This window comes from Chryseobacterium sp. FH1 (assembly GCF_000735135.1).
GTDB lineage: Bacteria > Bacteroidota > Bacteroidia > Flavobacteriales > Weeksellaceae > Epilithonimonas.
Genome location: NZ_JPLZ01000010.1, coordinates 1 through 22,563 on the forward strand (window position 1 = coordinate 1; position 22,563 = coordinate 22,563).

16 protein-coding genes, 1 tRNA gene and 1 rRNA gene are annotated in these 22,563 nt (G+C 37.0%); 4 read left to right on the forward strand and 14 right to left on the reverse strand.

Annotated elements, in window-relative coordinates; translation table 11 throughout:
* From IO90_RS18030 to IO90_RS18075, 10 genes are all read right to left on the reverse strand, one after another.
* Positions 1–75: ribosomal RNA gene (locus IO90_RS18030) — 16S ribosomal RNA — on the reverse strand; the annotation flags it as partial.
* Positions 76–279: 204 nt separating this feature from the next.
* Positions 280–480 (reverse strand): hypothetical protein, encoded by a 201-nt coding sequence (locus tag IO90_RS18035; protein WP_131450918.1) that lies wholly within the window; start codon positions 478–480, stop codon positions 280–282.
* Positions 481–1,065: 585 nt separating this feature from the next.
* The gene (locus IO90_RS18040) at positions 1,066–1,482 is read right to left on the reverse strand and encodes a VanZ family protein (RefSeq protein WP_117596610.1); all 417 of its coding nucleotides are present in this window, start codon (positions 1,480–1,482) and stop codon (positions 1,066–1,068) included.
* Complete coding sequence (gene gcvH, locus IO90_RS18045) at positions 1,427–1,804, reverse strand: glycine cleavage system protein GcvH (protein ID WP_034970787.1); 378 nt, start codon at positions 1,802–1,804, stop codon at positions 1,427–1,429. Before gcvH ends, IO90_RS18040 begins: the two co-directional genes overlap by 56 nt.
* A gap of 154 nt (positions 1,805–1,958) precedes the next feature.
* Positions 1,959–9,080, reverse strand: a complete 7,122-nt coding sequence (gene sprA, locus IO90_RS18050) for a cell surface protein SprA (RefSeq protein WP_051878939.1) — start codon at positions 9,078–9,080, stop codon at positions 1,959–1,961.
* Positions 9,081–9,122: 42 nt separating this feature from the next.
* Positions 9,123–9,707: a Holliday junction branch migration protein RuvA gene (gene ruvA, locus IO90_RS18055; RefSeq protein ID WP_034970789.1), complete on the reverse strand. Its 585-nt coding sequence runs from the start codon at positions 9,705–9,707 to the stop codon at positions 9,123–9,125.
* Positions 9,708–9,907: 200 nt separating this feature from the next.
* The gene (locus tag IO90_RS18060; protein ID WP_051878942.1) at positions 9,908–10,750 is read right to left on the reverse strand and encodes a leucine-rich repeat domain-containing protein; all 843 of its coding nucleotides are present in this window, start codon (positions 10,748–10,750) and stop codon (positions 9,908–9,910) included.
* 107 nt (positions 10,751–10,857) lie between these two features.
* Positions 10,858–13,140 (reverse strand): NADP-dependent malic enzyme, encoded by a 2,283-nt coding sequence (locus IO90_RS18065; protein WP_034970791.1) that lies wholly within the window; start codon positions 13,138–13,140, stop codon positions 10,858–10,860.
* Between the two features lie 211 nt (positions 13,141–13,351).
* Entirely contained in the window at positions 13,352–14,212 is an 861-nt protein-coding gene (locus IO90_RS18070; RefSeq protein ID WP_034970793.1) for an ATPase, read from the reverse strand.
* Positions 14,213–14,265: 53 nt separating this feature from the next.
* Entirely contained in the window at positions 14,266–14,520 is a 255-nt protein-coding gene (locus IO90_RS18075; protein ID WP_034970794.1) for a hypothetical protein, read from the reverse strand.
* Between the two features lie 260 nt (positions 14,521–14,780).
* On the opposite strand from IO90_RS18075, the gene IO90_RS18080 reads away from it, so the two are divergent.
* The 4 genes from IO90_RS18080 to IO90_RS18095 all read left to right on the forward strand — a co-directional run bounded on the left by IO90_RS18080 (position 14,781) and on the right by IO90_RS18095 (position 18,549).
* Positions 14,781–15,239 carry a GtrA family protein gene (locus IO90_RS18080; RefSeq protein ID WP_034970795.1) on the forward strand — a complete coding sequence of 153 codons (459 nt, stop codon included), beginning with the start codon at positions 14,781–14,783 and terminating at the stop codon, positions 15,237–15,239.
* Between the two features lie 31 nt (positions 15,240–15,270).
* Positions 15,271–15,999, forward strand: coding sequence for a lysophospholipid acyltransferase family protein (locus IO90_RS18085; RefSeq protein ID WP_117596611.1), 729 nt, complete (start codon positions 15,271–15,273; stop codon positions 15,997–15,999).
* Positions 16,000–16,073: 74 nt separating this feature from the next.
* Positions 16,074–17,510 carry an MFS transporter gene (locus IO90_RS18090; RefSeq protein ID WP_034970796.1) on the forward strand — a complete coding sequence of 479 codons (1,437 nt, stop codon included), beginning with the start codon at positions 16,074–16,076 and terminating at the stop codon, positions 17,508–17,510.
* Positions 17,497–18,549 (forward strand): DUF3810 domain-containing protein, encoded by a 1,053-nt coding sequence (locus IO90_RS18095; RefSeq protein ID WP_034970829.1) that lies wholly within the window; start codon positions 17,497–17,499, stop codon positions 18,547–18,549. The genes IO90_RS18090 and IO90_RS18095 overlap by 14 nt, the downstream gene beginning before the upstream one ends.
* A 285-nt stretch (positions 18,550–18,834) precedes the next feature.
* Here the strand turns inward: IO90_RS18095 and IO90_RS18100 are convergent.
* The 4 genes from IO90_RS18100 to IO90_RS18115 form a co-directional block, all read right to left on the reverse strand.
* Positions 18,835–18,908 (reverse strand) — tRNA-Met (locus IO90_RS18100).
* Positions 18,909–18,954: 46 nt separating this feature from the next.
* Positions 18,955–20,235: a peroxiredoxin family protein gene (locus tag IO90_RS18105; RefSeq protein ID WP_051878944.1), complete on the reverse strand. Its 1,281-nt coding sequence runs from the start codon at positions 20,233–20,235 to the stop codon at positions 18,955–18,957.
* A gap of 61 nt (positions 20,236–20,296) precedes the next feature.
* Positions 20,297–20,518: a hypothetical protein gene (locus IO90_RS18110; protein WP_034970798.1), complete on the reverse strand. Its 222-nt coding sequence runs from the start codon at positions 20,516–20,518 to the stop codon at positions 20,297–20,299.
* Between the two features lie 19 nt (positions 20,519–20,537).
* The gene (locus IO90_RS18115) at positions 20,538–22,490 is read right to left on the reverse strand and encodes a hypothetical protein (RefSeq protein ID WP_034970799.1); all 1,953 of its coding nucleotides are present in this window, start codon (positions 22,488–22,490) and stop codon (positions 20,538–20,540) included.
* Positions 22,491–22,563: the final 73 nt, after the last annotated feature.

Here is a 22,563-nt window from a genome sequence, read left to right on the forward strand (position 1 = left end):
CTTCTACCGCTCGGCTTGCATGTGTTAGGCCTCCCGCTAGCGTTCATCCTGAGCCAGGATCAAACTCTCCATTGTATGTTTGTTCGTCCCTATACTCAAACTCAATTTAAAATTGACGCTTTGGTTTTCTTAATTTGGTTGTTATATGTTATGTCAATGAACTGCGTTCTTTCCGCATCCTCAGGAATCTTGATCTGTCATTGTCCCTGATTTGCGAGTGCAAAAGTAAAATTTTTTTCTGAAACCACCAAAAAAAAAATTTTTTAAAGTTTTTTTTCGTTACTCGAAAGTCGTTGTGATATGTTCCCTACTCGTCTCCTGCGCTTCCCTCTTCTCTCGATTTGGGATTGCAAAAGTAGAAAATGTTTTCCAGACCACCAAAACTTTTTTGAAGTTTTTTTCCCAACCTTTAAAAGGTCTCTTAGTCTGTTTTTCTTTGTCTTCTCCTGCGCTCCCCAATCTCTCGATTTGGGTCTGCAAAGATAAATATTCCCTTTTTAACCTGCAAGACTTTTTTTGAAATTTTTATCGACCATCGCTGGTTCCAAATCCTTCTCGTCTTCGTCTCACCGGGCTTCTGCGCTACCAATTCTCTCGTTTTGGTTCTGCAAATATAGGGTGGAAAAAGCTGTACTTGCAAATGGATTTAACATAATGTTTACAATTGTGTAAAACTACCGTAATTAACCAACTGTAAAACAGGAAGATAAAATAGGTTTTAAAGTTATCCACATTATGTTAAATAGCGTTAAACGGATGCGACTGTTCGGATTTATGCCATTGCGACAGGGATAGTAGCGGTTATCCTTTTGCTTTTTTCGTTGATTGGGTTGGGAAATGTGGTTGGGAAAAAGGATGGTTGTATATATATATAGTATGTTGAAACTATTACAAAAAAGCAAAAGATAGTAGCGGATAGCCCGGTGACAAAAATAGCGAGGGGAAAGAAATGGCTTTTTGGCAGTTGCCCAAATTACGGGAATTTGTAATTGGATGTTTAAACCTCAGCATAAGTTCTCACAGATTGAGCTGATCTTGTTGGTTTAAATATGGGTGAAAATAATTTTAGATCTTATTTTGGAATTTCACATACCTATTATATATATAGTATGCGAGTGCCAAACCTAAAGTGTCGGCAACGGCATCCAGGAATTCCAACGAGCGACCCCAGTTCATCGTGTCTTGGAGAATCTCGGTGAGCAATGCGTAGGAACCTAAAATAAGGAAGTAGTAAAGTAAGTTTACTTTTGGGAAACGGACGCGGAAGAAAAATCCGAGCAGGAAAAAGATGGTGAAGTGAATGAGCTTGTCCAAATGTGGGAACATAAAGAAATACTCCTTGTTCTCCACGCCGGGACGCAAAAGCATATAAGTAAGAAATGCCCAATAAATGGGCAATGTGATCTTACTGTATTTGTTTATGAGATTATCCAACAACTTCCTGGTATTCTTCTGCGGATAATAGTTTGGTGAAGTCTGCATCTTCAGCAACTTTCAATTTGATGATCCAGCCTTTTCCGTATGGATCTGAATTGAGTAGTTCTGGCTGATCTTCCAACTCGGCGTTCACTTCTAAAACTGTTCCTGGGATTGGAAGGAAAAGGTCGGAAACTGTTTTCACTGCTTCTACACTTCCGAATACGTCGCCTTCATTCAGATCGTCGTCAACTGTGTCGACATCTACGAAAACGATGTCTCCCAATTCTCCTTGGGCATAATCTGTAATTCCGATGGTTGCAGTGTCGCCTTCAACTTTGATCCACTCGTGGTCTTTGGTGTACTTTAATTCTGATGGTGTGTTCATTTCTTTTGATTAGGTTTTGGCAAATTTAATTATATAATTAAGATATAACAATAGAATAAAAATAAATTACAAAAAAAAGAGTAAACAAAATGCTTACCCTTTTTTTTGATTGATGAATGATAATTGATTAATGATAAATCATCGATTCAAATTTTTAGTTTCCTGTTCCTCCGAATGTGAGTGTGGCTGTGATCCCTGCTCTTAGAGTTGATAGTGGGAACGCGGTTGAAATTTTGTACTTCGTCATCATCTGATCGTAGAAGAATTTCAAGTTTAGGTTTTGAGACATATTGTAGTCTGCAGAAAGCTTAAGACTGAAAATCTTCTGTCCACCTGTGATCTGAGAGTCATCGATCAAAATATTGGTGATCGTAGTTTTGCTATCTCTCATTGACAAATCTGCTCTGATGTTCAAATCACTCTTCACATCGCGGGACTTGCCTTGGTAGTTGAGACGGATTTTCAAGTCTTTCAAAATGTAACCGTAACCTACTACGAATTCGTTTCCTTGCTCTTCTGTCAAAGTTGTGTTGACCAATCCTAATATATAGGTTCTGTCTCTGTTGTAGTTGAAACGGAACTGCATATTGTTTCTCATCGTCACATCAAAACCGACCAATGGATAGAAAGATTCTACATAACCTACTTGTGTAAAGGTGTAAGGATTGTATCTGTTTCCATTGGAATCATAATAGGAATTAAGATCTTCCGGAGTTCTGTTGTAATAATCGATGCTTGATTGGATGCCAGACATCGTAAACGTAGAAACGTAGGAATGTAAAATATCAAACTTAGAGAACTGGCTGTTCACAATCGGTAAATTTCTAAGTCCAGAGTAAACCAACTTCCAGTTTGGCAAAGGAATTCCTGCTTTGGTCGGATTGCCCATTCTCTTTGGTGACTTCCCTTCTATCGCGGACTGGAATGCTGGAATCAAAACATAAGCATTGCTTCTGGAGTAGCCCGCGGTGTAGCCATCTGCGTCTCTGACACCATTATACTGCTGGGAAATCGCCAATGCATTTTCTTTGATAGATTGATAAATCGCAGCGCCGTCTTTGAAAGATGTATTGAATGACCAAGCTGTGTTGGAGTAAGTGATCATCTCTGTGGCGAATGCATCTCTGTAGCCTCGGTAATCTGGATTGAACACATTCCCAACAACATTATAACCACCCTGAAGATAATTTCTACTGTAATTTTGCATCACATTGAAATCTATTCTAAGGTCATTCGCTGGCATAACCTGTAAATTACCAGTGAATGTTCTATTGTTAAGTTCAGAATAAGCATCATTCATCAAATTAGATCCGGAGACCCAACCGTTCTCTATCACCGTTCTTCTGATGTCAGCTTGAGATCCAAGCAAGAATCCAATAGTTGGTCCGCCAAGTGTTTGTCCCACGCCATAGAAATTAGGTGCGGATAAAAGTCCTGGCAAAATAATTCCGTTGCTTTCATTATAATTAAAATCCAACTGTTTGAATGATGTTAATGCATAAGCAATTGCTTGGATTGGCGTCAACTTGTTCTTGAACTTGTAAGATTTGAACTTGAATCTGCTATTCTTCTTGGTAAACGCTGTATTGTAAACATTATTCAAGGAGTCGATTTCCTGACGGCGCTTTTGCATAGTCTCATTGATCTTCTTGAAGTAATTGAATTTGCCAAAGAACTTCGGAATATCCATTGTAGAGGTTGCAGTGATTGCATTCGTATTCTGAGAAATATTTCCAAGATTTTCAGGTTGATTAGTTTCTGGATTTATAAAATTTCTCACAGCTGTAGATCTTGCATTCCAATTGTATTGGAACTGATAACTCGCTTCCGCATTGATGAAATCCAAATATGGGAAATATTCAAACGGCAATCTGTAATTTAATTGCGCTCTATGATTGTACAAAACAGGTCGACCAGCGCGGAACGGGTTTCCGAAGATGGATTTGTTGTTCATAGAATTCACATCGATCTGGTCGTTCAACGTTTTGGTTTCGGAATTGATTTCCAGTTTTAGAGACTTAGTAAAATTAAATCCTAAACTGTATTGCCATCCAAAGAAGAAGTTTCTGTTTCTGATGGTTTCGAAATCCTCACCCACATTTCCTGAAAGAAGCGCATCTACATTTCTATATTCTAACTCATTATAATTTCTATCCAAAATTGTTCTGAAAGATAATCTTGTCGGAACCGGATTGAAGTTGACTTCCTTGATCCATCTCAAATATTTGTAAGACTTTGCCGTATCGCTCACCATTTTGTTGAATGGTTTGAGGACATACGGTTTGAAGGTATAATTATATTCCACATAACCTTTCAAATATTGTCTGTAATTTCTCGTCGTGTAAACATCTCTGTAGAAATCATCGTTATAAATTGCCGTGACATTCAAGTTTTCTACATCGTAGAACTTCGGTTTTTTATTTGGATTCATTCTGTCCTTTCTCATATTCACAACACCGATGCTTCTTTGTTGCGTGTAGGTACTAACGACTTTTTTCAGTTCTGCCTCGTTTGGTGCTTTCGTCAATTCGATGTCGTTATCCAAAGGATTGTATTTTGGATTTGTCATCGTTTGTGTATATGAATAGTTCACAGGAATTTTCATTCCGACTTTCTCTGGCAAGAATTTGTCAACGTTTACAGTCGTATTAATACTGAAGGCAGAATTCTCATCCTGAGATCTTTCTGATGGTTTCTGGTCGATCGCTCCAAATCCAACTGATGCGTAAGATGCATTGGCATTCACCATTGCAAAATCTCCAAGGTTGAAATTTAAACTTGCGTTACCTGCATATCCACCTTTGTTCTCGATCTCGGAAAGACGAATTTCATTGACCCAAAGAACAAGCGTTTTAGAATTCGTCAAAGCATTCGGAGCATTATTTCTAACCCCAATCATAATGGTAGTAACATTACCAATACTTGGACGACCTTTTACATAGATCTTTTTATCGGCCTCATCATCTCCGTAATCTCTAAACAAATATCTCTCTGCAATATTTTGCCCACCAGATCTGATGAGTTCATCTCTTTTCAATTTAGCATTAACGAAGTTTTCTATCTCAAGATTAACTTCATTTTCTGATGGCCAAATATCCAATGGCGATGTTGCATTTTGCGATGTATAATTTAATGATGCCTCATATTCATAATAATTATCTACTGCATCGCTACCAAAACGGATGAAAAATTTGGCATTTGGATCTTTTGTAATATTTGGCTGATCAATGTTTTGAGCGTGTACAAACATTTGTAGTTTTTTGTAACGACGCATATCCAAACTTGTATTTTTGAAAACACCTCTCGCTTCTCCACTTAATTTATCAACTTTCATATATAGCGAAGACTCGTTTTGTCTTTGTGCACCAGCATTTCCGCTCAATACTTGTCTGTCGATTCCTGGAGGCAAAACATATGGTGGCGTCCCACGACCATTCTCTTCCAAGTTCACACTTCCCACATCAAAATTAGAATTGATATCTTGAGCTGTGGGCGGACTACCCTCTTCTTCATCATCAACAGCTGGACTTGAAATTTGATTAGCATATTTTCTCCAATCAGATCTCACCAAATCAAAAGTTCCAAATCTCAAAGTAGAAGTTTGGTCAAAACCTTTCATTAGCAATCTTGCGTATCTCACATTATTAAGAACAGACTGGCTAGAGCCTTCTACAACATCACCCGTACCCACACCATCATATTGCGCTACAGGAATTCTGAACAAGAACCATTTTACTTTTCTCGTCTGTCCGTTTTCGAATTTCGCATCTACTTCTTTGACGTCAACAATTTTGTTAGAACCCAAAACCATACTTGTTTCAGAAAGATCGATCGTATATTGGTTATAGTTTTCCGTCAAGTCTAAGTTGTAATCTCTGTTCACATCTTCCGCATCTGGCGTTTGAGAAGCCACCTCCATAGAGTTGGCCGCTGAGTTGCCTTCTGGGTTTCGGAAATATCTGTAACGCTCTGTCAAAGATGAAGCAAGATCACCTTGGAACTGATCAGACATATAAAATACAAAGTTGTCCGAAGCCGGATCCAACTCATTGGTCACTGGATTCACAAAATCAACTCCGAATCTTTCCTGCTCCTGCGTTCCATTCATCCCATCATAACCCAAATCCTGCTGTGCTCTCTCATCACCTTCTGTGGAGAAGGCATAAAGAATCGGAAATTGACTTGGCTGAACTCCCCAGTTTGTAGTTGAAGTATTCGTAGGTGTAGTTCCAGTTGGCAATCCGTTTTCATATTGAAGTTTACCATCTTTCAGAACATCTTCGGAAACGTTTCCTAGATGAAGCAAAAGTTTAGGATCTGGACCTAATGTATTACCATCTGCTCTTGGATCCATCATCCAGAATTCTACGTAATCTATATTAGAGGTTACGAAGTTGGTCACAGAAATTGGTCTCATCAAACCAGCCCATCTGTTGGATAATGGTTCTGTGCTAGGATTTACGTTGTATGGTCCTCTTTGTTCTGGATAATAAGTGATGTCGAATGTGTTAAGAATCGTCTGCTCACCCGCCACATAATCTCTGCTGTTGAAAAGCTCCCTCATCTCCACTCTTCTGGAAGCGTGATTGGAAAGTGCCTGCGCATTAATTCCATTTGGCGCACCACCACCAACACCGTAGAATCTCGGGTCAATGGTGTACCAAGACAAAAGTCCTCTACCAAAACCATTTCTAAGGTTGTTATTCTCAATGTTCATCGGGAAGATGACATCATTAAGATTTTTTTCTGGTCTGGAAGCGATGCTCCACATTGCCGGTTCTTTCAAAGAAATTTTGGAAGTGGTCTGCTCAAAATCATCAATGTAAGATTGGTCATTGATCCCGTTGCTTTGTCCTGGAATCAAGTACGCGCCTTCCGCTTTGAAGTTCAAATTTGAAGGTGCTTCTGTATTGACAAATGGGATTTTGTCTGTCAATCTTGTCAAAAATGGCAATTCATTATTGTACATCATATTGAATCCGGCCATTGTGTTGCTCACAGCCTCTTGTCCGTAATTCACTTTTTGAGTCAGTGGCCTTTCTGTATAGTTGACAACGGTTGCACCAACCATCAAATGCTCATTGAATTTTCTCTCCAAGTTCAATCCCCAGAAACTTTTTCTCTGCGTATTGAATGTCAATTGATTTTCTAAGGAAATATTAATCGCTTGTCCGGATTGTTTTACAGTTTCATTAATTATATTAACAGTTCCTGTCATATAATCCACGGTGTAATCTACACCTTCTACCAGCTGTGCTCCGTTTGCAGTTACTTTTACAGAACCCTGCGGAACGTTGATGGCGCCAAGAGAAATCCCTTGTCCTTGAACTCCTTTATACCGACCCTCAATTGTATATCGTAATGGAACATCTGATTGAGGATTTTTTTGCTTGTCATAAATGTCATTAAAAACATATTTTGACTTATCAGCATTTGCCAAAATACCATCTAGATAACTTCCAAAAGGTTTTGCTTTGGTAAATATTAATTTTCCATTCTCTGCATCTACAGTAATACCGTTAACGAAATCGAAAACACCGTCTCCTCTTTCTCCCTGCGCATTGACTTGTTCATCATTGTTAATATTTAAACGATCCCAATTGAATACTCTTAACAAATTGGTATCTGGTAATCTACCATCAGTATACTGTGCTCCTGGTAAATAATTGACTTTACCTCCAGAATTTGGATCCCTATAATAAACGTTTAATAAGAAATCCTGTGGTTGGATCTGACTTGTATTAAGAGAATAGATATTCTTCATCATCAATTCCCACATTGGCGAGGTTGGCCCCGGTGTTACAATAGAATTTGACCTTAATAGTTTAGTGATTACTACAGCATTTTCTTCAGCAAATTCTCCGACTTTGTAAACTTGATTAGATCCATTCAGTGTATAAGAGTAAGAAACAGCTAATAATTGTCCGTCATTCAATCTTTGATTTAATGAAACGTAACCTAGCTGTGTGTTATATTTGAATTCGGAGCTGGTTAATCTTCTTGCTTTTGTAGCAGATACGAATTCCTCTCCATTTCTATAGGCTTGAGGATTGCCTGGAAAATTATTTCCAGTTAATAACTCTGGAGGTGAAACACTTATCCTATCAGAGCCTAATGTGCTAGATATTGCACCATATAAACCTTGGTTGGTATTGTTCGGTATTGATCCATCTTGCTCACCCAAATCTCGAATTCCGACAATTGGTTTCTGAGTTTCCAAGTTGGCTCCTCCTTGATCCATAACCCAAACTTCTAATCTTGTGATATTAACTCTGGAACTGATCAATGGATAATTGGCCAACGCAGTATCGTAGTTGTCCAAGAAATATTTCCCTAAGAAAAAGTGTTGATTGTCTTCGTAATCATAAGCGTTTACTTTGAAAGTATTCATTGTTCCGCCACCTTGAGCAACGATGGTTTTTGCCTCACCTTGCTGTTGAGAAAAGACTAAAGTTCCCGTCGTTTTACCCAACTGGAACTCTGTTTTGAGACCGAATAGAGATTCGGAACCGCGAATCAAACTTGTAGACAAAGGCATATTAATATTACCAACTTCCACCCTTTTGATGATTTTATCTTCCGGATCGTTTCCTTTTTCATTGAGACCTTTGTTCATCAGATCTTTCCAAGTCCCTTTTTGTTGCCAAACCATATTCATACGGTTTTCAAATGCAAATCCACTTTGGGTGTCATAATTGGCTTTCAACTGAAGGTTCTCCCCAACTTTCCCTGTGATTCCCAACTGGATTCTCTGTTGGATATTGATTGCAAAGCTGGTTCTGTTTTGAGGAAGGACAAGCGGATTGTCTATCTTCTGGTAAAGTCCGCCAAGATCAAATGAGGCAAAACCTTGCGGAATCAACTCAATCTTATTACCACCAAAAACATTTTCGAACATTTTGTTTTTGATTGTGATCGCCGGCAAAAGCCCTTTCTTCTTGGCATCTGTCTGATCTTTACGTCTTCCGAGATCATTAAGCAAAGACTTTTCTTCGTAATAGGCACGAAGATTGTTTGTCATTACATACTCTTTGTATTCTTCAAAAGTCATTGCGATCGGTGAGCCAACAACAGTGTTCCCAACTTTCGGATATAGATAGTACATTCCCGTCCCGATATCGTAAAACGCATCGTAACGGATTGGATCTGCAAGACTGAAATCTTTTCTGACACTTACTAAACTGTCAGCTGGTTTTTCTTGTGCAAAAACGTTGGTAAAACCTATAAATACTAAAAAAAGAAGGGCTAATTTATAAAGGTAAATATTTTTCTTCACTTATATTTTTTTAAGAAATTGATGATATTGAACCATCAAATGTTAAATGTTTTTTAAAATCTCTTTCACTAATTCTTCTATAGAAACTTCCGGATTTTGCTTCAATATTCTGTCCGCAATCTTCTCACTCACTTTCTTGGAAATCCCTAAAACTTCTAAAGCAGATAACGCCTCATTCTTTATTTTATTGTTTACCAAATTAGAAAGTTTTTCATCGGAAATACTGAATGCACCAACCTTATCACGAAGATCGATGATAATCCGCTCTGCAGTTTTCACACCTATTCCCTTCACTTTTTGAATGAGTCCGCTGTTGCCAGAAAGAATTGCATTTGAAGCCTCCGACAAGCTGAGTGAAGACAGTAATATCAAGGCTGAGACAGGCCCAACGCCGTTAACACTTATTAACAGGTTGAACATCTCTTTTTCCTCCTTGCTGAAAAATCCGAAAAGAAGATGTGCATCCTCGCGAATGATCTGCTGGATGAAAAGAAAAACCTCAGAATTTAGTTTTAGATTTTGGGATGTTTGCAAGCTTAGACTTACATAATATCCGATTCCATTGGCCTCGATAACGGCAAATGTAGGCGTGAGTTCTTGAACCAAACCTCTTATAGAATAAATCATTGAAATACAAAAATTAGGGTTTTGCGAAGATATAAATTAACTTAAAGATAAAAGCCATCTTAACAACTAAAATGGCTTTTTATCAATATTTCTTTAATAATTTTAATCTTTTCCGTTTGTCCTGATTTTGAAATAAGCATTTTCCGGATATTTGAATAAAATAGAATTTGCTTTTATGTTAAAATTAAAAGCAAGTAAACTTAATTTTTATTAAAATAAATTTTCCCATAAACCAATTTTGCTCTGGCAACTTCCAGCTCTTCTTGCGAAATAGGATTTTTGGTTAGGTCGATTGTTTGTAATAAAACCAAATTCGAAAGGTCTAAATTGAACGAAGAAATCTTGTTGTTTTCCAAGCCAAGCACTTTCAAACTTTTCAATCGATTTAATTCTGGAGCAATTTTCTCAATCTGATTATTTTCCAAAAACAAACCCCACAAGTTTGGCAGATCGTAAATGAAATTTGGAATCGTCTTGACTTTGTTATTATTGAGGTTGATCCGCTTCAATTTTTTAAGGTTCGCAATTTCTGCAGGTATTTCCTCAAACTGATTATGATCGAGAAACAGATCTTCCAAATTTTTAAGGTTTGAGAAAGAGGCAGGCAACGTTTTCAAATTGTTTCCAGTGAAATAAACATCGTTCAAATTGGTCAATTTTCCAATATCCTTGGGCAATTCGTTGAATCTACAGCGGTCGAAGGCGAGTTCTTCGAGATTTTTTAAATCAGTAATAGAGTTGGGAATTTTGGAAAGTGATTTATTATCCACGATTTTGAGCGTTCTCAAATTTTGCAAACGACCAATTGATTCCGGAAGTCTTTTTAATTTTGGATTAAAGGCAATAATCAGAGTCTCCAAATTAACCAATTGATCAATAGATTCGGGAAGTTCTACAATATTTTCGTCATCAGAAATTGATAATTGTTTGACCTTCAGAGGATCTTTGAACGCCTCTTCCAAAGATCCATAGAATTTCTTCTGAGCATTGAAAAAATTACTTATCAAAATAAACATCAAGAAAACAAATCTGGCTTTACTCATATTTCAATTTTAAAAATGAATATCGAAAAGACTAATATAGAAATACTAAAACAAAAAAAGCCATCTTAGTTTACTAAAATGGCTTTTTATTCTGTCTTAAAAAAATTTTATTTTTTCTCCTTCGTCTGTGCATCCAGAACTGCAATCGTAGCAAGATTGACAATCTCGTCCACACTCGATCTCATTTGAAGAACGTGAACCGGCTGATCCAATCCCATCAAGATTGGCCCGATGGTTTGAGCCGCTTTCATTCCTCTGATGATTTTATAAGAAAGATTCGCACTTTCAAGATTTGGGAAAACCAAAACATTGGCCGGGTTGGTTCCTAATTTTGAGAATGGATAATCTGCCAAGTGATCGCTGTTCAAAGCAAAATCTGGCTGAATCTCACCATCTACGATCATCTTCGGATATTTTGTGTGAAGAATTTTTACGGCTTCTGCCACTTTTTTGGAAGAATCGGCTTTCGCTGAGAAATTCTCGTAACCCAACATTGCAATTCTTGGTTCGATGGCGAAAGACTTAACAGTGATTTCTGCCATTTTTGCAATATCAACCAGATCTTCTGCGGAAGGATTTTTATTAATGGAAGTATCTGCGAAGAACAATGGTTTCTTTTCCGTCAAGATCATCATCATCGCGGCTACTTTGTTCACGCCTTGCTTTTTAGGAATAATCTCCAAAATAGGTTTTAGGATGGATGAATAACTCTTGGAAAAACCAACGATCAAAGCATCTGTATCACCGTGTTCCAGCATCAACGGACCGAAGTAATCACGTTGTCTTACATAGCGTTTTGCTTTGTACTCGTTGATTCCTTTTCGGTTTCTTTTATTCCAAAGCGTTTCTCTATATTTTTTACGCGTTTCTTTGTTCTCGTCATCATTCGGATCAATGATTGGAATATCTAGGTCTATACCAAATTCCTCCATTCTTTCTTTGATGAGTTTTTTACTTCCCAACAAACTTGGGTAAGCAATCCCTTCTTCTTGAAGAATTTGCGCTGCTTTCAGAATGTTGTATTCTTCACCATTTCCAAGCGTTACTCTTTTCGGGTTGGCTTTGGCGCGGTTTTGCATCATTCGGACAAGTTTTTCATCTCGTCCCATTCTGTCCAGCAATTGATTTTCGTAAGCTTCGAAATCCTCGATAGGTTTTCCAGCTATTCCGCTTTCCATTGCCGCTTTTGCAACAGCGATAGAAACTTTTGTGATCAATCTATTATCAAATGGTTTTGGGATAAAATATTCTTTCCCGAAACTCATATTCGTTACGTTATAAGCCAGTTTTACCATTTCAGGAACCGGTTCTTTTGCAATTTCTGCCAAAGCATAAACTGCTGCCAACTTCATTGCTTCGTTGATTCCTCTTGCCTGAACGTCCAATGCGCCACGGAAAATATATGGAAAACCAAGAACATTGTTCACCTGATTAGGATAATCACTTCTTCCGGTTGCCATCATCACATCTGGTCTTGTTGCCAATGCCAAATCATAACTGATCTCAGGATCTGGATTTGCCAGAGCAAAAACGATTGGATTTTCTGCCATAGACAATAACATCTCTGGAGACATCACATTACCTTTTGACAAACCGATGAAAACATCAGAACCTTTCAAAGCATCTTCCAAAGTCGAAAGATCCGTTTGGGCAATAAAGTCTAATTTTTCTGGCGTTAAGTTTTCTCTTTTATGATTGATGACCCCTTTGCTGTCACACATCAAGATATTTTTTGGATCAAGTCCTAATGAAATGTACAATTTAGCACAAGCCACAGCTGCAGCTCCTGCTCCATTGATCACCATTTTCACTTCCCCGATTTTCTTTCCTGCAATTTCCAAAGCGTTGATCAAAGCGGCCGCAGAGATAATTGCTGTTCCGTGCTGATCATCGTGCATCAGTGGAATGTCCAATTCTTCTTTCAGTCTTTGCTCTATATAAAAAGCTTCCGGCGCTTTGATATCTTCAAGATTAATTCCTCCGAACGTTGGCGCAATTGCTTTTACCGTTTCGATGAATTTGTCCGGATCTTTCTCGTTGATCTCAATATCAAAAACATTAATGCCAGCAAAAATCTTGAAGAGCAAACCTTTCCCCTCCATCACCGGTTTTGAAGCTTCTGGACCAATGTCGCCTAAACCTAAAACAGCTGTTCCGTTGGAGATTACGGCAACAAGATTTCCTTTGGATGTATATTCGTAAACTTTTTGAGGATCATCGTGGATTGCCATACAAGGCACAGCAACGCCTGGAGAATAGGCTAGCGAAAGATCTCTTTGTGATGAATGCGGTTTTGAAGGAATGACCTCGATCTTACCTTTTGGTTCCTGACTGTGATAATCTAAAGCGGCCTTGTCGAAAGCGATTTGATCTCTTGAATTTTTTGACATTTTTAATTTCTTTTGAGTGAATCAAATTTTAAAAACATTGACTCACAGGTTTTTATTACGAATCTGGTTGCGTAAGGGCGGAGGGCATTGTTGGAGCTCTCCCGATAGAAACTTTGCAAAGTTTTTATCGGGAAGCGACTGCCCGTAGACCGACCCGCTTGTCCCGATTTTTCATCGGGGCAAAGGGATACGCCCAAACATTGATGCAAAGTTAAAGCTTTGGAATGATATAGTCACGATGATAATTCACCAGACTTTCTATTGGTTTTTGGACAACAGTGCCGATTTTGAAATGGAAATCCGACGCTACGGCGCGAAGTGAATCTTCGAAAAAATAAGCAATCGAACCTATGAAATTGACTTCGCAATCTCGGCACTCTTCGTACGGCATCACCTGAAACTCAAGGAAATTCTTGAGTTCTTTGTAGATGAAATTCTGAAAATACGGATGCGTTTTTCTATCGACAATGAAGCGTGTAAAATCTGCCATATAAGCGTTCGCACGAGGATTGTGATACATATTTTTGAGAAGATCATCAATATTCAACTGATAAATCTCAGTAAACTGTTGATGCAAATCTGGCGGTAGTTTTTTCATAAAATAATGACGCACCAATTGCTTTCCAAGAGCGCTTCCGCTACCTTCGTCGCCAATGAGGAAACCAAGTGACGGTAATTCTGTTTTGACTTTTTCACCGTCGAAATAGCAGGCGTTGGAACCTGTTCCAAGAATACAGACGATTGCCGGAACACCTCGGTAAGCGGCATAAGCCGCCGCCAACAGATCTTCTCTGATATTGACTTGCGCATTAGGAAAAACCTTTTGGATTTCTCTTTCTACAATGAGTCTGTTCTCAGGCGTTCCGCATCCTGAGCCGTAAAAGAAAATATTTTCTAAGTAATCGTGGAATTTTGTGAGCGCTTGATTTTTTTCCAGTTCGGGCGCAATCAATTCAGGTTTTATGATATTGGGATTGAAACCGATGGTTTCTGTCTTGAGTACTTCTGTACCATCATTTTCCAGGATAACCCAGTCGCATTTGGTAGAGCCTCCGTCAACAATAGCAATCATATAATATGTTTTAAGATGCTAATGTAATATTTTTTGGGAAGATTTTGTGATAATTATGTTGATTGCGCGTCTTGTACCAGCCAATCTTCAATTTCTTCTTCGAGATAAGATGTTTGTAATTTGATGGCATTGATGAAATCGTCGGGAACGCTTTCTGTGCTCTCGCTACTTTCAAGATCCCAAAGTTCATCGGACATCAATTCATATTCTGAATAGATTCTTTTGAATCTGGAATTACTCTTTTCCAACTCCTCAATCTTTTTTTGCTGAGGCAGAAATTTTCTGTAAGGTCTGTTAGAGTTTTTCATTTTTTAATTTATTATTTTGTGAGATAGGTGTCTGAAAAAAGCCGAAAAAATATCCCGGCAAGTGATCTGCAAGCCAGGTTCTCCATTTTAAATTAAGATATTTCGTGAATCGATAAATAAATCTTCGAATAATAGTGAAGTATATATAATTATCTGTGAAATATTTAATATTAAATAAATGTAAAAATATTTTCAACACAAAAAAATAATTTAACTATTATTTTAAAACATTTAACAATTCGTATAAATTTGCAAATAGAATGAAACAATTACTACTTCGTCATAAGCAAATCCTATTTTTCATCATCGCAGGTGGACTCAGCGCCATTGTAGAAATTGGAAGTTTTAAAATCTTCAGCGTGAATCTCCCAAAGGTTTTTGCAAGCGAGTATAATCTATACGGAATCAAATATCCTTTCAGTAATATATTATCTACAAGCTGTGGAATCATCACCAATTATTTCCTGAGTATCTGGTTTGTTTTTGAGAGGGGGAAGCATTCCAAGCGAAAAGAGTTCGCCTATTTCATTTCTGTTTCGGTGGTTTCTACTTTTATCAGTTTGATTTTGTTTCAAATCTTATATCATTATGTTTTCAAAAACGCGGTCGATCTGGGGATTTATGTATTGTCTCAGGAAATGATGAGTAAAATTGCTTCCATCGTGTTCGTCTCGTTGCTGAATTATTCGGTGAAGAAAAAAGTGATATTTAACGGATAAAACCATATTTTTGAATTAAATACAATATTGGATGAAGGTTTTTTTGGTTTATCTGTGGCGATTTTGGATGGTAATTCTGGGAACCGTTTTTACATTGATCTTTTTTCTTCCTGTCTATATCTTATCTTTCCGAAAAGAGCATTATAAATACTGTTACTTTTTCATCCGTCTTTGGGCAATGGGAATGTTTTTCGGAATGGGTTTCCGATACAGGCTCATTAAGGAAACTACCAAAAAAATCGATAAAAATCAGGCTTACGTCATCATTTCCAATCATACTTCTATTATGGATGTGATGTTGCCTTGCATCCTTTTCCCAAATCATCCACTTTGCTACGTTGGAAAAAAGGAGATCGAAAAAATCCCGATTTTCGGAACAGTTTACAGAAGAGTCTGCGTGATGGTAGACAGGAGAAGCGCCAGAAGCCGAGCCGATGTTTACCGCAGATGCGCAGAACGGATGAATGAAGGACAAAGCGTTGTGATCTTCCCCGAAGGAGGTGTTCCGGATGACACGAGTATTATCCTTGACCAATTCAAAGATGGTGCTTTCATCCTTTCCACCAAACACAAATTTCCTATTGCAGTTTATACCTTCAAAGGTTTGAAAGAAATGTTCCCGTTTGATAACAAAAAAGGTTTCCCTGGCAGAGTAGATGTTTTTTTCAATGATATTCTAATGCCAGATTTGCCACTGAAAGATCTTAAGGAAAAAGCGCACGAAGAGATGCGATTGTCTCTAATTGAGAAATTAAAATAATTATTCTACTAATAAGACTTTTTACTTACATTTGTTTTTATAATATATAACCTTAAATTAACAAATAATTCATAATGACACCACAAAAAACCAACTGGGGACAATTTATCCCACTGATTACAGTTTTTTTCTTCTGGGGATTTGTTGCGGCCAGTAACGACATCCTGATTCCTGTTTTCAAGGAAGCGTTTGATTTGTCTCAATTACAAAGTCAGCTAGTTTCTTTGGCATTTTACATCGCCTACACCGTGGGATCATTAATTTACTTATTGATTTCGTACTTGACAAAAGGAGATTTGATCAACAGAATTGGTTACAAAAATGCCCTGGCACTTGGACTGGGAATTTCTGCATTGGGAACTTTGCTTTTCTATCCGGCCGCCAATTTGAAATCTTTTCCTTTGATGCTATCGGGATTGTTCATCGTTGCGTTGGGATTCTCTTTACAGCAAACTGTTGCAAATCCATTGGCAATCGCACTTGGACCTGTCAAAACGGGATCTCAAAGATTGACATTAGCAGGCGGAATCAACAATCTTGGAACCACCATTGGACCATTGATTGTTAGTTTTGCCATTTTTGGATCTGCAAGTTCAACTAATACGCATATGAGCATTGAAAGTGTAAAAATACCGTATCTAATTCTGGGAGCAGTGTTTTTACTAGTTGCTATTTTCCTTAAATTCTCATCTATTCCAGACAAACCAGCGGCGATTGTAGAATCTGACGAGGAAGCAAGTTCTTCTAGAAGTTCAGCTTTGAAATATCCACAATTGATTTTAGGGATGATCGCCATTTTCGTTTACGTAGGTGTAGAAGTTTCTACCGCTAGTAACTTGCCAGCTTATATGGAGAAAAACCTAGGATTTCTAACCAAAGACGTAGCGCCATACATTTCACTTTACTGGGCTAGTTTGATGATCGGTAGATGGACCGGTGCTGTAGAAGCTTTTACAGATAATATGAACTGGCAGAAGATTTTGCGTTTTATAGCGCCTTATTTAGCTTTCGGTGTCTTCTTGTTGGTGAATGCGATTGCAAAACACGACTTGACGCCTTTCTATATTTACGGGTTAATTATCTTGGTATTGATCGGTGCTGATATGGCGAGCAAAGGAAATCCTGCAAGAATGCTATTGTTATTTTCTGCATTAGGAATTATTGCTCTAGCGATCGGAATGACGACTGACGGAATGATCAGTGTTTATGCATTTACAAGTGTTGGATTATTCTGTAGTACGCTTTGGCCTTGTATCTTCACATTAGCCGTAAGCGGATTAGGAAAGCATACAAGCCAAGGAAGTAGTTTCTTAATTATGATGATTATGGGAGGTGGATTCATTAGTTTACTTCAAGGTTATGTCGCAGATGTTACAACGATCCAGGCGAGTTATGTTGTAGGTGTGGCTTGTTTTGCCTATCTTGCATTCTATGCGTGGAGAGTAACCCAAATTTTAAAAACGCAAGGCATCGATCTTGACAAAGAAAAAGTATCTGGTGGAGGACACTAAAAAGAATATCTTTTTTAAAAATAAATATTGGGCAATCGTTTTGGTTGCCCAATTTTTGTTATTCTATATATTATCCAAATTAGACGTCGCCATTCAGTATTTTTCGAATCTGTTTGAATGGAAAAAAAGTCTTCACATCCTTATATTTTCTAAGCTTGGATCTTCGGTAGGTGATGTCATTTACACTTTGGTAATACTATTTCTACTCTACTCTATTTTTATCATTTTAAAGAAGCGAAAAAACGCAGATTTAAGACGCGTTTTTCTTTTACTGAACATTTCATATTTCATCTATCAGTGCTTTTGGGGAATGCTTTACTTTCAGAGACCGATAATAGATAAATTCCAGAAGAGAGAGATTACAGATCAAGACTTAAAAACTTTAACCATCAAATATCTCAATCTTTGTAAAGCAACCAGAGAGAAAGTCTCAGAAAACAAAAATGGAATTTTCTTGGTTAATGACATTAATGCAATCAAAAAAGAAATTCTACATCAACAGACACAATTACCTTTATTAATAACGTCAAAGGCACCAATTCAGACTTTATCTGTGAAACCAAGTCTATATAATAAAATAATGAATTACACAGGTATTTTGGGCTATTACAATCCTTTTACTGCCGAGGCACAATTCAACCCGAATTTACCATCTACACAGTTGCCATTTACGCTCGCACACGAGATGTCCCATCAGCTTGGTTACGCTAGAGAACAAGAAGCTAGTTTCATTGCTTTCCTTTGTGCTAAGAACTCTCAAAACTTGGATTTGAATTACAGCGCACAACTTTATGTTTTGAAAAGCTTGTTGAGAAATTTAGCAATTAAAAATCCAGGATTTGTAAAACAAGTTCTTTCGCAATATTCTGAAAAGATGAAGAGAGACAGATTGAATGATCTTAATTTTTATAAAAGATATGATGGTTTGCTAAGCGATGTTTTCGGAATTACGAATGACTTGTTCTTGAAGTCAAATCAGCAAGAAGGTCGGATTACATATTCTTACTTTATCAATTTGTTGATTGCTTACGAGGCATAAAAAAAGAATCGTACACGAGGTACGATTCTAAAAACACAAATGATGAAAAAAAATTTATTGCTTCTAAGTGATTGTCTCAAAAGCCCCGTAAAAGTACAACATTCTGAATTACCCTCCAAATATATTGCGAAATAATTTTAAAATATTTTAAAAGGTATTAAAAATCAAAACGTTACAAAACGGATTATTTTTGGTAATTGCTTCATTTTGAAACAATATTATATTTTGAAAAGAAATTCAGTTAATAAAAACAAAAAACTCTCTTCTAAAAAGAAGAGAGTTTTGTAGCGAAGACGGGAATTGAACCCGTGACCTCAGGGTTATGAATCCTGCGCTCTAACCGACTGAGCTACCTCGCCATTTTGGTGGTGCAAATATAAGGATATTTTGCTTTTTACCAAATTTTTAATTCACTTTTAAGTAATCTAAAACGTCACCTACATGATTTGGTTTGCTAATGATTTTATTATCAGCATCTAACACAAAATAAGTTGGTGTAGCAACAATGTTATAAGTATCACCATAAGTACTGTACCAGCCCTTTCCTTCTGAGTCATTGATCCATGGATAGAGATTCGCCTTGCCTCTGAATTCATCAAGATTATTATCTAAGGAGAATCCTACGATTTCTATGTTTTGGGATTTCAGCTTATCATATTTTTCCAATAACTTTGGTAGTTCTGCTTCACAGTGGGAACAAGTTGAAGACCAGAAGACCACAATCTTTTTTGAAGCTTTCACATCATACAGTGATTTGCCTTTGGCGTGAATTGGATTCACGAATACTGAATTCGGAAACTTAGCACCAATTTCTGTATTTTTATTAGATTGAATCGTGGATGCCAATCGGTCATTGATTGTACATTTTAGGTTAGTAGCCAGCGTAAGATATTTATCCTTCAACTTATCCATATTGTACGTCGTGAAAATCTCGATCAATTCAGACAAAATGGTTTGCCCGCGTGGCGTTTCAAGATTCACCGCTTCTAATAATTTGTCAACATTACCTTCAACATTCGTTTTTGAAACATTTAGAAAGTTGATCAAAGCGGGCTTCAAGATAGTTGAAGTTTCAAGATATTCACCAGATTTGGAAAAGAAATTGATAAAATCTTCTGACTTCAGCTCTGCCACTTTCTCTTGCTGAGTGAATTTTTGATTTCTGTTGTAAAAGCTTAGAAAAGGATGTGAATCATCTAATGCAGACTCACTCTTGGAAAGAGAATTGATTTCGCTATCCAAAGCTTTATAAAAGCTGTCTGACGTACTGTAATAATCCTTAATTTGAATAAGCGCTGGAAGTATCAACTCCTGTTTCTTTTGCAAATCGATTTGCGTACTGAAAAGCTTATTGGTTGGATCTTCAAAAACGACATTTGAAATTTTGTTTTTGCTATCCAAATTTATTTTAAAATTAATATCCTTGTTTTCAGAAACCATATTCACGGAAGAACTCGACTTCTTGAAAAATGCCCTCATCATCCCAGTGTAAGGCTTATCTATTTTAAAGGTTGCAACGTTATTAGAAATCTTCGCCTTGGATTGCAGGATCTCTTTAGAACCATTGAAACTGTATAAATAAAGATCTGAATCTGCTAAATAAGCTGGAATTGCAACTTTTACATTAAACTGTGCAAATATATTTACGGATAAGAAAAAACCGCCTGTTACTAATATTCTTTTCATTGAGTAAAAATAAAAAAAACTCACTAGATAAGTGAGTTTTTGAGTATTAAAAAATAATAATTTATTGTAGAATTCTTTGCCTTTGTTTTACTGCTACAAAAGCAATCATTGCAACTGCAACAAGAAACAGGATCAAAGTATAAGCATCTATTGGCGATGCTGGCGCCCCAATATCTCCAGATTCTGGATTTTCCGGCGGTGGCGGAACCGACTGTGCAAAGCTTACAATACTAATTAAAACTAATAAAAAGCTGTAAGTTTTTTTTGAAATAAAATTCATCATATCTAATGTGTGTTTGTGTTTAATTAATAATTTTCTTGATTACAGCTTCTCCATTTTCAGAAGTAGCCTTTACTAGGAAAATACTTTTTGTATTATAATCAAGTGGAATAATATAATTATTATCTGTTGATATTTCAGATTTCGCATTCAAAAGCTGACCAGTTGCAGAGTAAACTTCCACTTTAGCTTTTTTCCAATTTCTAGCAAATTTCACAACCCATTTGTTGTCTTTCTTCGCTATTATTGTTTGGTAAGCACTAGCTAGATTATCAGTACCTAATGTTCCACCTTCTGGCATCTCATAGTACAACCCTAAATTTTGAGATCCGCTCATAGCTACTGACTCGCCATCTACAATTTTCACAATCTGACCTTGAGCGTTTTTAAAATAAAAGCTATTTCCATTTGAAAGGCCATCAATAGCTCTTTCTCCTTTTTCATAAACTTCAAATTTCAATTGGTAAGGTTGAGAATAATTTACATAAAGAGGAATCTCTTTTGACTTAAAATCACCTTCATTAGCTTCATTAATGTAAAGCTTCTCATTATAAGAATAATCTAATCCCCCGGTAAGCTTCTCTTCTTTTGTAAAAATCTTTCTATCTCCAGCATAAGCCTGTAATTTTGCAGTAGTACCAAATCCGGTTGTAGCAGACGGGGAAACCGCATAGTAAGTTCTATCTAATTCATAACCTTCCGAGTCATACATTACGACTGCAACCTGTTTCACTATTTTACTTTCATCTATATTCTGAGAACTAGATTTAGCCGCTGTAACAGAATAATCAACACCTTCTAAACGAGAAGTATTTTTAAATCTTCTTGTTTTTTTCAAGTTAAGAGTAGATGCAGTATTTGAATTTAGTTTGACCATAAAGGCACCTAATGGTTTTATTATTGTAGAGCTTACATCTCCAGCTTGGAAATAACCATCAGAAACTTTTAGTACAACGGCTGCATTTGGATAAGTAGATCCCTCATTGATATTCCAATTTACATTACTACTTCCATAATAAGCAATTCCTTCAAGATTGCTGATGTAATTTTCATCACTTACATTACCACTCTCATCCCTAGCTATAAATCTCAAATCCAAATTGGTTAGAAAAGGATTTGCTAACTGGTACAAATTATAACCATAGTCTGATGACCAGCTTGGCGTTTTTGATCTAAAAGGATCGTTAACATAACTATCGTATCTCTCACCAAAAAAGTTAGAACTACTTCCATTAGTACCAAATCCTCCTGTATATCCTCCGGATAATGAAATCTGAACATTACTTGATGTTAAATCAGACGCAGGTGTTCCACGAAAAGTTCTTTTGTCTGAAACAGTAGTTGGAAACCAAACATAAGATCCATCTGCCTTTCTTCTAGGCAAAATATAGTAGGTCAAAGGACTAATGAATGAGGGGTTCGGAGTTCCAGCCGCATTGTAAGCCGTTCCTCCTTTAGCAATCTGATCAAAACGAGCACGAGCATTATTCCACCAGAATGCAGAGGCAAAATTAAAACGCCCGGATGCACTATTTGTAATATTGGTTACATTAAGATCTGGAAAAACACTTGTAAGTTCGTCGATAGTATAATTAAAGAAAGGTAAGCCAATCTGCTGTCTCCCGGTGGCACCATTAACAAACTCAGAAAGATATTCTTTGTTTACCTTGCCCGCAATATTGGCCTGAGGAATCCCAGCAATGTATAATTGTCCATAGTCGCTAGCTGTAGCTAACTTAATATTAAAATTTGCTGTGGATGCGAGACTAAGTTGATCTGTGGCAACACCATTGATCATTACATTTCCAGCGTTATTGACAACTGCATCACCTGCAGTTTGTAAACCTCCGCCATTATAAACTAAAGTCTGTGGCTGAATCGTAACCAATGCCTTATCTCCTACATAAGTTAGGATTTGTGAAGAGGCAATCACTGAAAACAGTAATAATTTGCCCGTAAATAATTTTTTTATCATCTTTTTTGGTTTGTGTGTTTATTTTGCAAATATATTAATTTTTTAATTATTCGAAAAAAAACTGTTAGTAATA

What these genes read in the sequence shown, in the direction of transcription:
- IO90_RS18085 (WP_117596611.1), top strand. Translation starts at nt 15,271, where the DNA reads ATGAAGGTTTTTTTGGTTTATCTGTGGCGATTTTGGATGGTAATTCTG.
- IO90_RS18060 (WP_051878942.1), bottom strand. Translation starts at nt 10,750, where the DNA reads ATGAGTAAAGCCAGATTTGTTTTCTTGATGTTTATTTTGATAAGTAAT.
- ruvA (WP_034970789.1), bottom strand. Translation starts at nt 9,707, where the DNA reads ATGATTTATTCTATAAGAGGTTTGGTTCAAGAACTCACGCCTACATTT.
- IO90_RS18080 (WP_034970795.1), top strand. Translation starts at nt 14,781, where the DNA reads ATGAAACAATTACTACTTCGTCATAAGCAAATCCTATTTTTCATCATC.
- gcvH (WP_034970787.1), bottom strand. Translation starts at nt 1,804, where the DNA reads ATGAACACACCATCAGAATTAAAGTACACCAAAGACCACGAGTGGATC.
- IO90_RS18075 (WP_034970794.1), bottom strand. Translation starts at nt 14,520, where the DNA reads ATGAAAAACTCTAACAGACCTTACAGAAAATTTCTGCCTCAGCAAAAA.
- IO90_RS18105 (WP_051878944.1), bottom strand. Translation starts at nt 20,235, where the DNA reads ATGAAAAGAATATTAGTAACAGGCGGTTTTTTCTTATCCGTAAATATA.
- IO90_RS18070 (WP_034970793.1), bottom strand. Translation starts at nt 14,212, where the DNA reads ATGATTGCTATTGTTGACGGAGGCTCTACCAAATGCGACTGGGTTATC.
- IO90_RS18090 (WP_034970796.1), top strand. Translation starts at nt 16,074, where the DNA reads ATGACACCACAAAAAACCAACTGGGGACAATTTATCCCACTGATTACA.
- IO90_RS18115 (WP_034970799.1), bottom strand. Translation starts at nt 22,490, where the DNA reads ATGATAAAAAAATTATTTACGGGCAAATTATTACTGTTTTCAGTGATT.
- IO90_RS18065 (WP_034970791.1), bottom strand. Translation starts at nt 13,140, where the DNA reads ATGTCAAAAAATTCAAGAGATCAAATCGCTTTCGACAAGGCCGCTTTA.
- IO90_RS18110 (WP_034970798.1), bottom strand. Translation starts at nt 20,518, where the DNA reads ATGATGAATTTTATTTCAAAAAAAACTTACAGCTTTTTATTAGTTTTA.
- IO90_RS18040 (WP_117596610.1), bottom strand. Translation starts at nt 1,482, where the DNA reads ATGCAGACTTCACCAAACTATTATCCGCAGAAGAATACCAGGAAGTTG.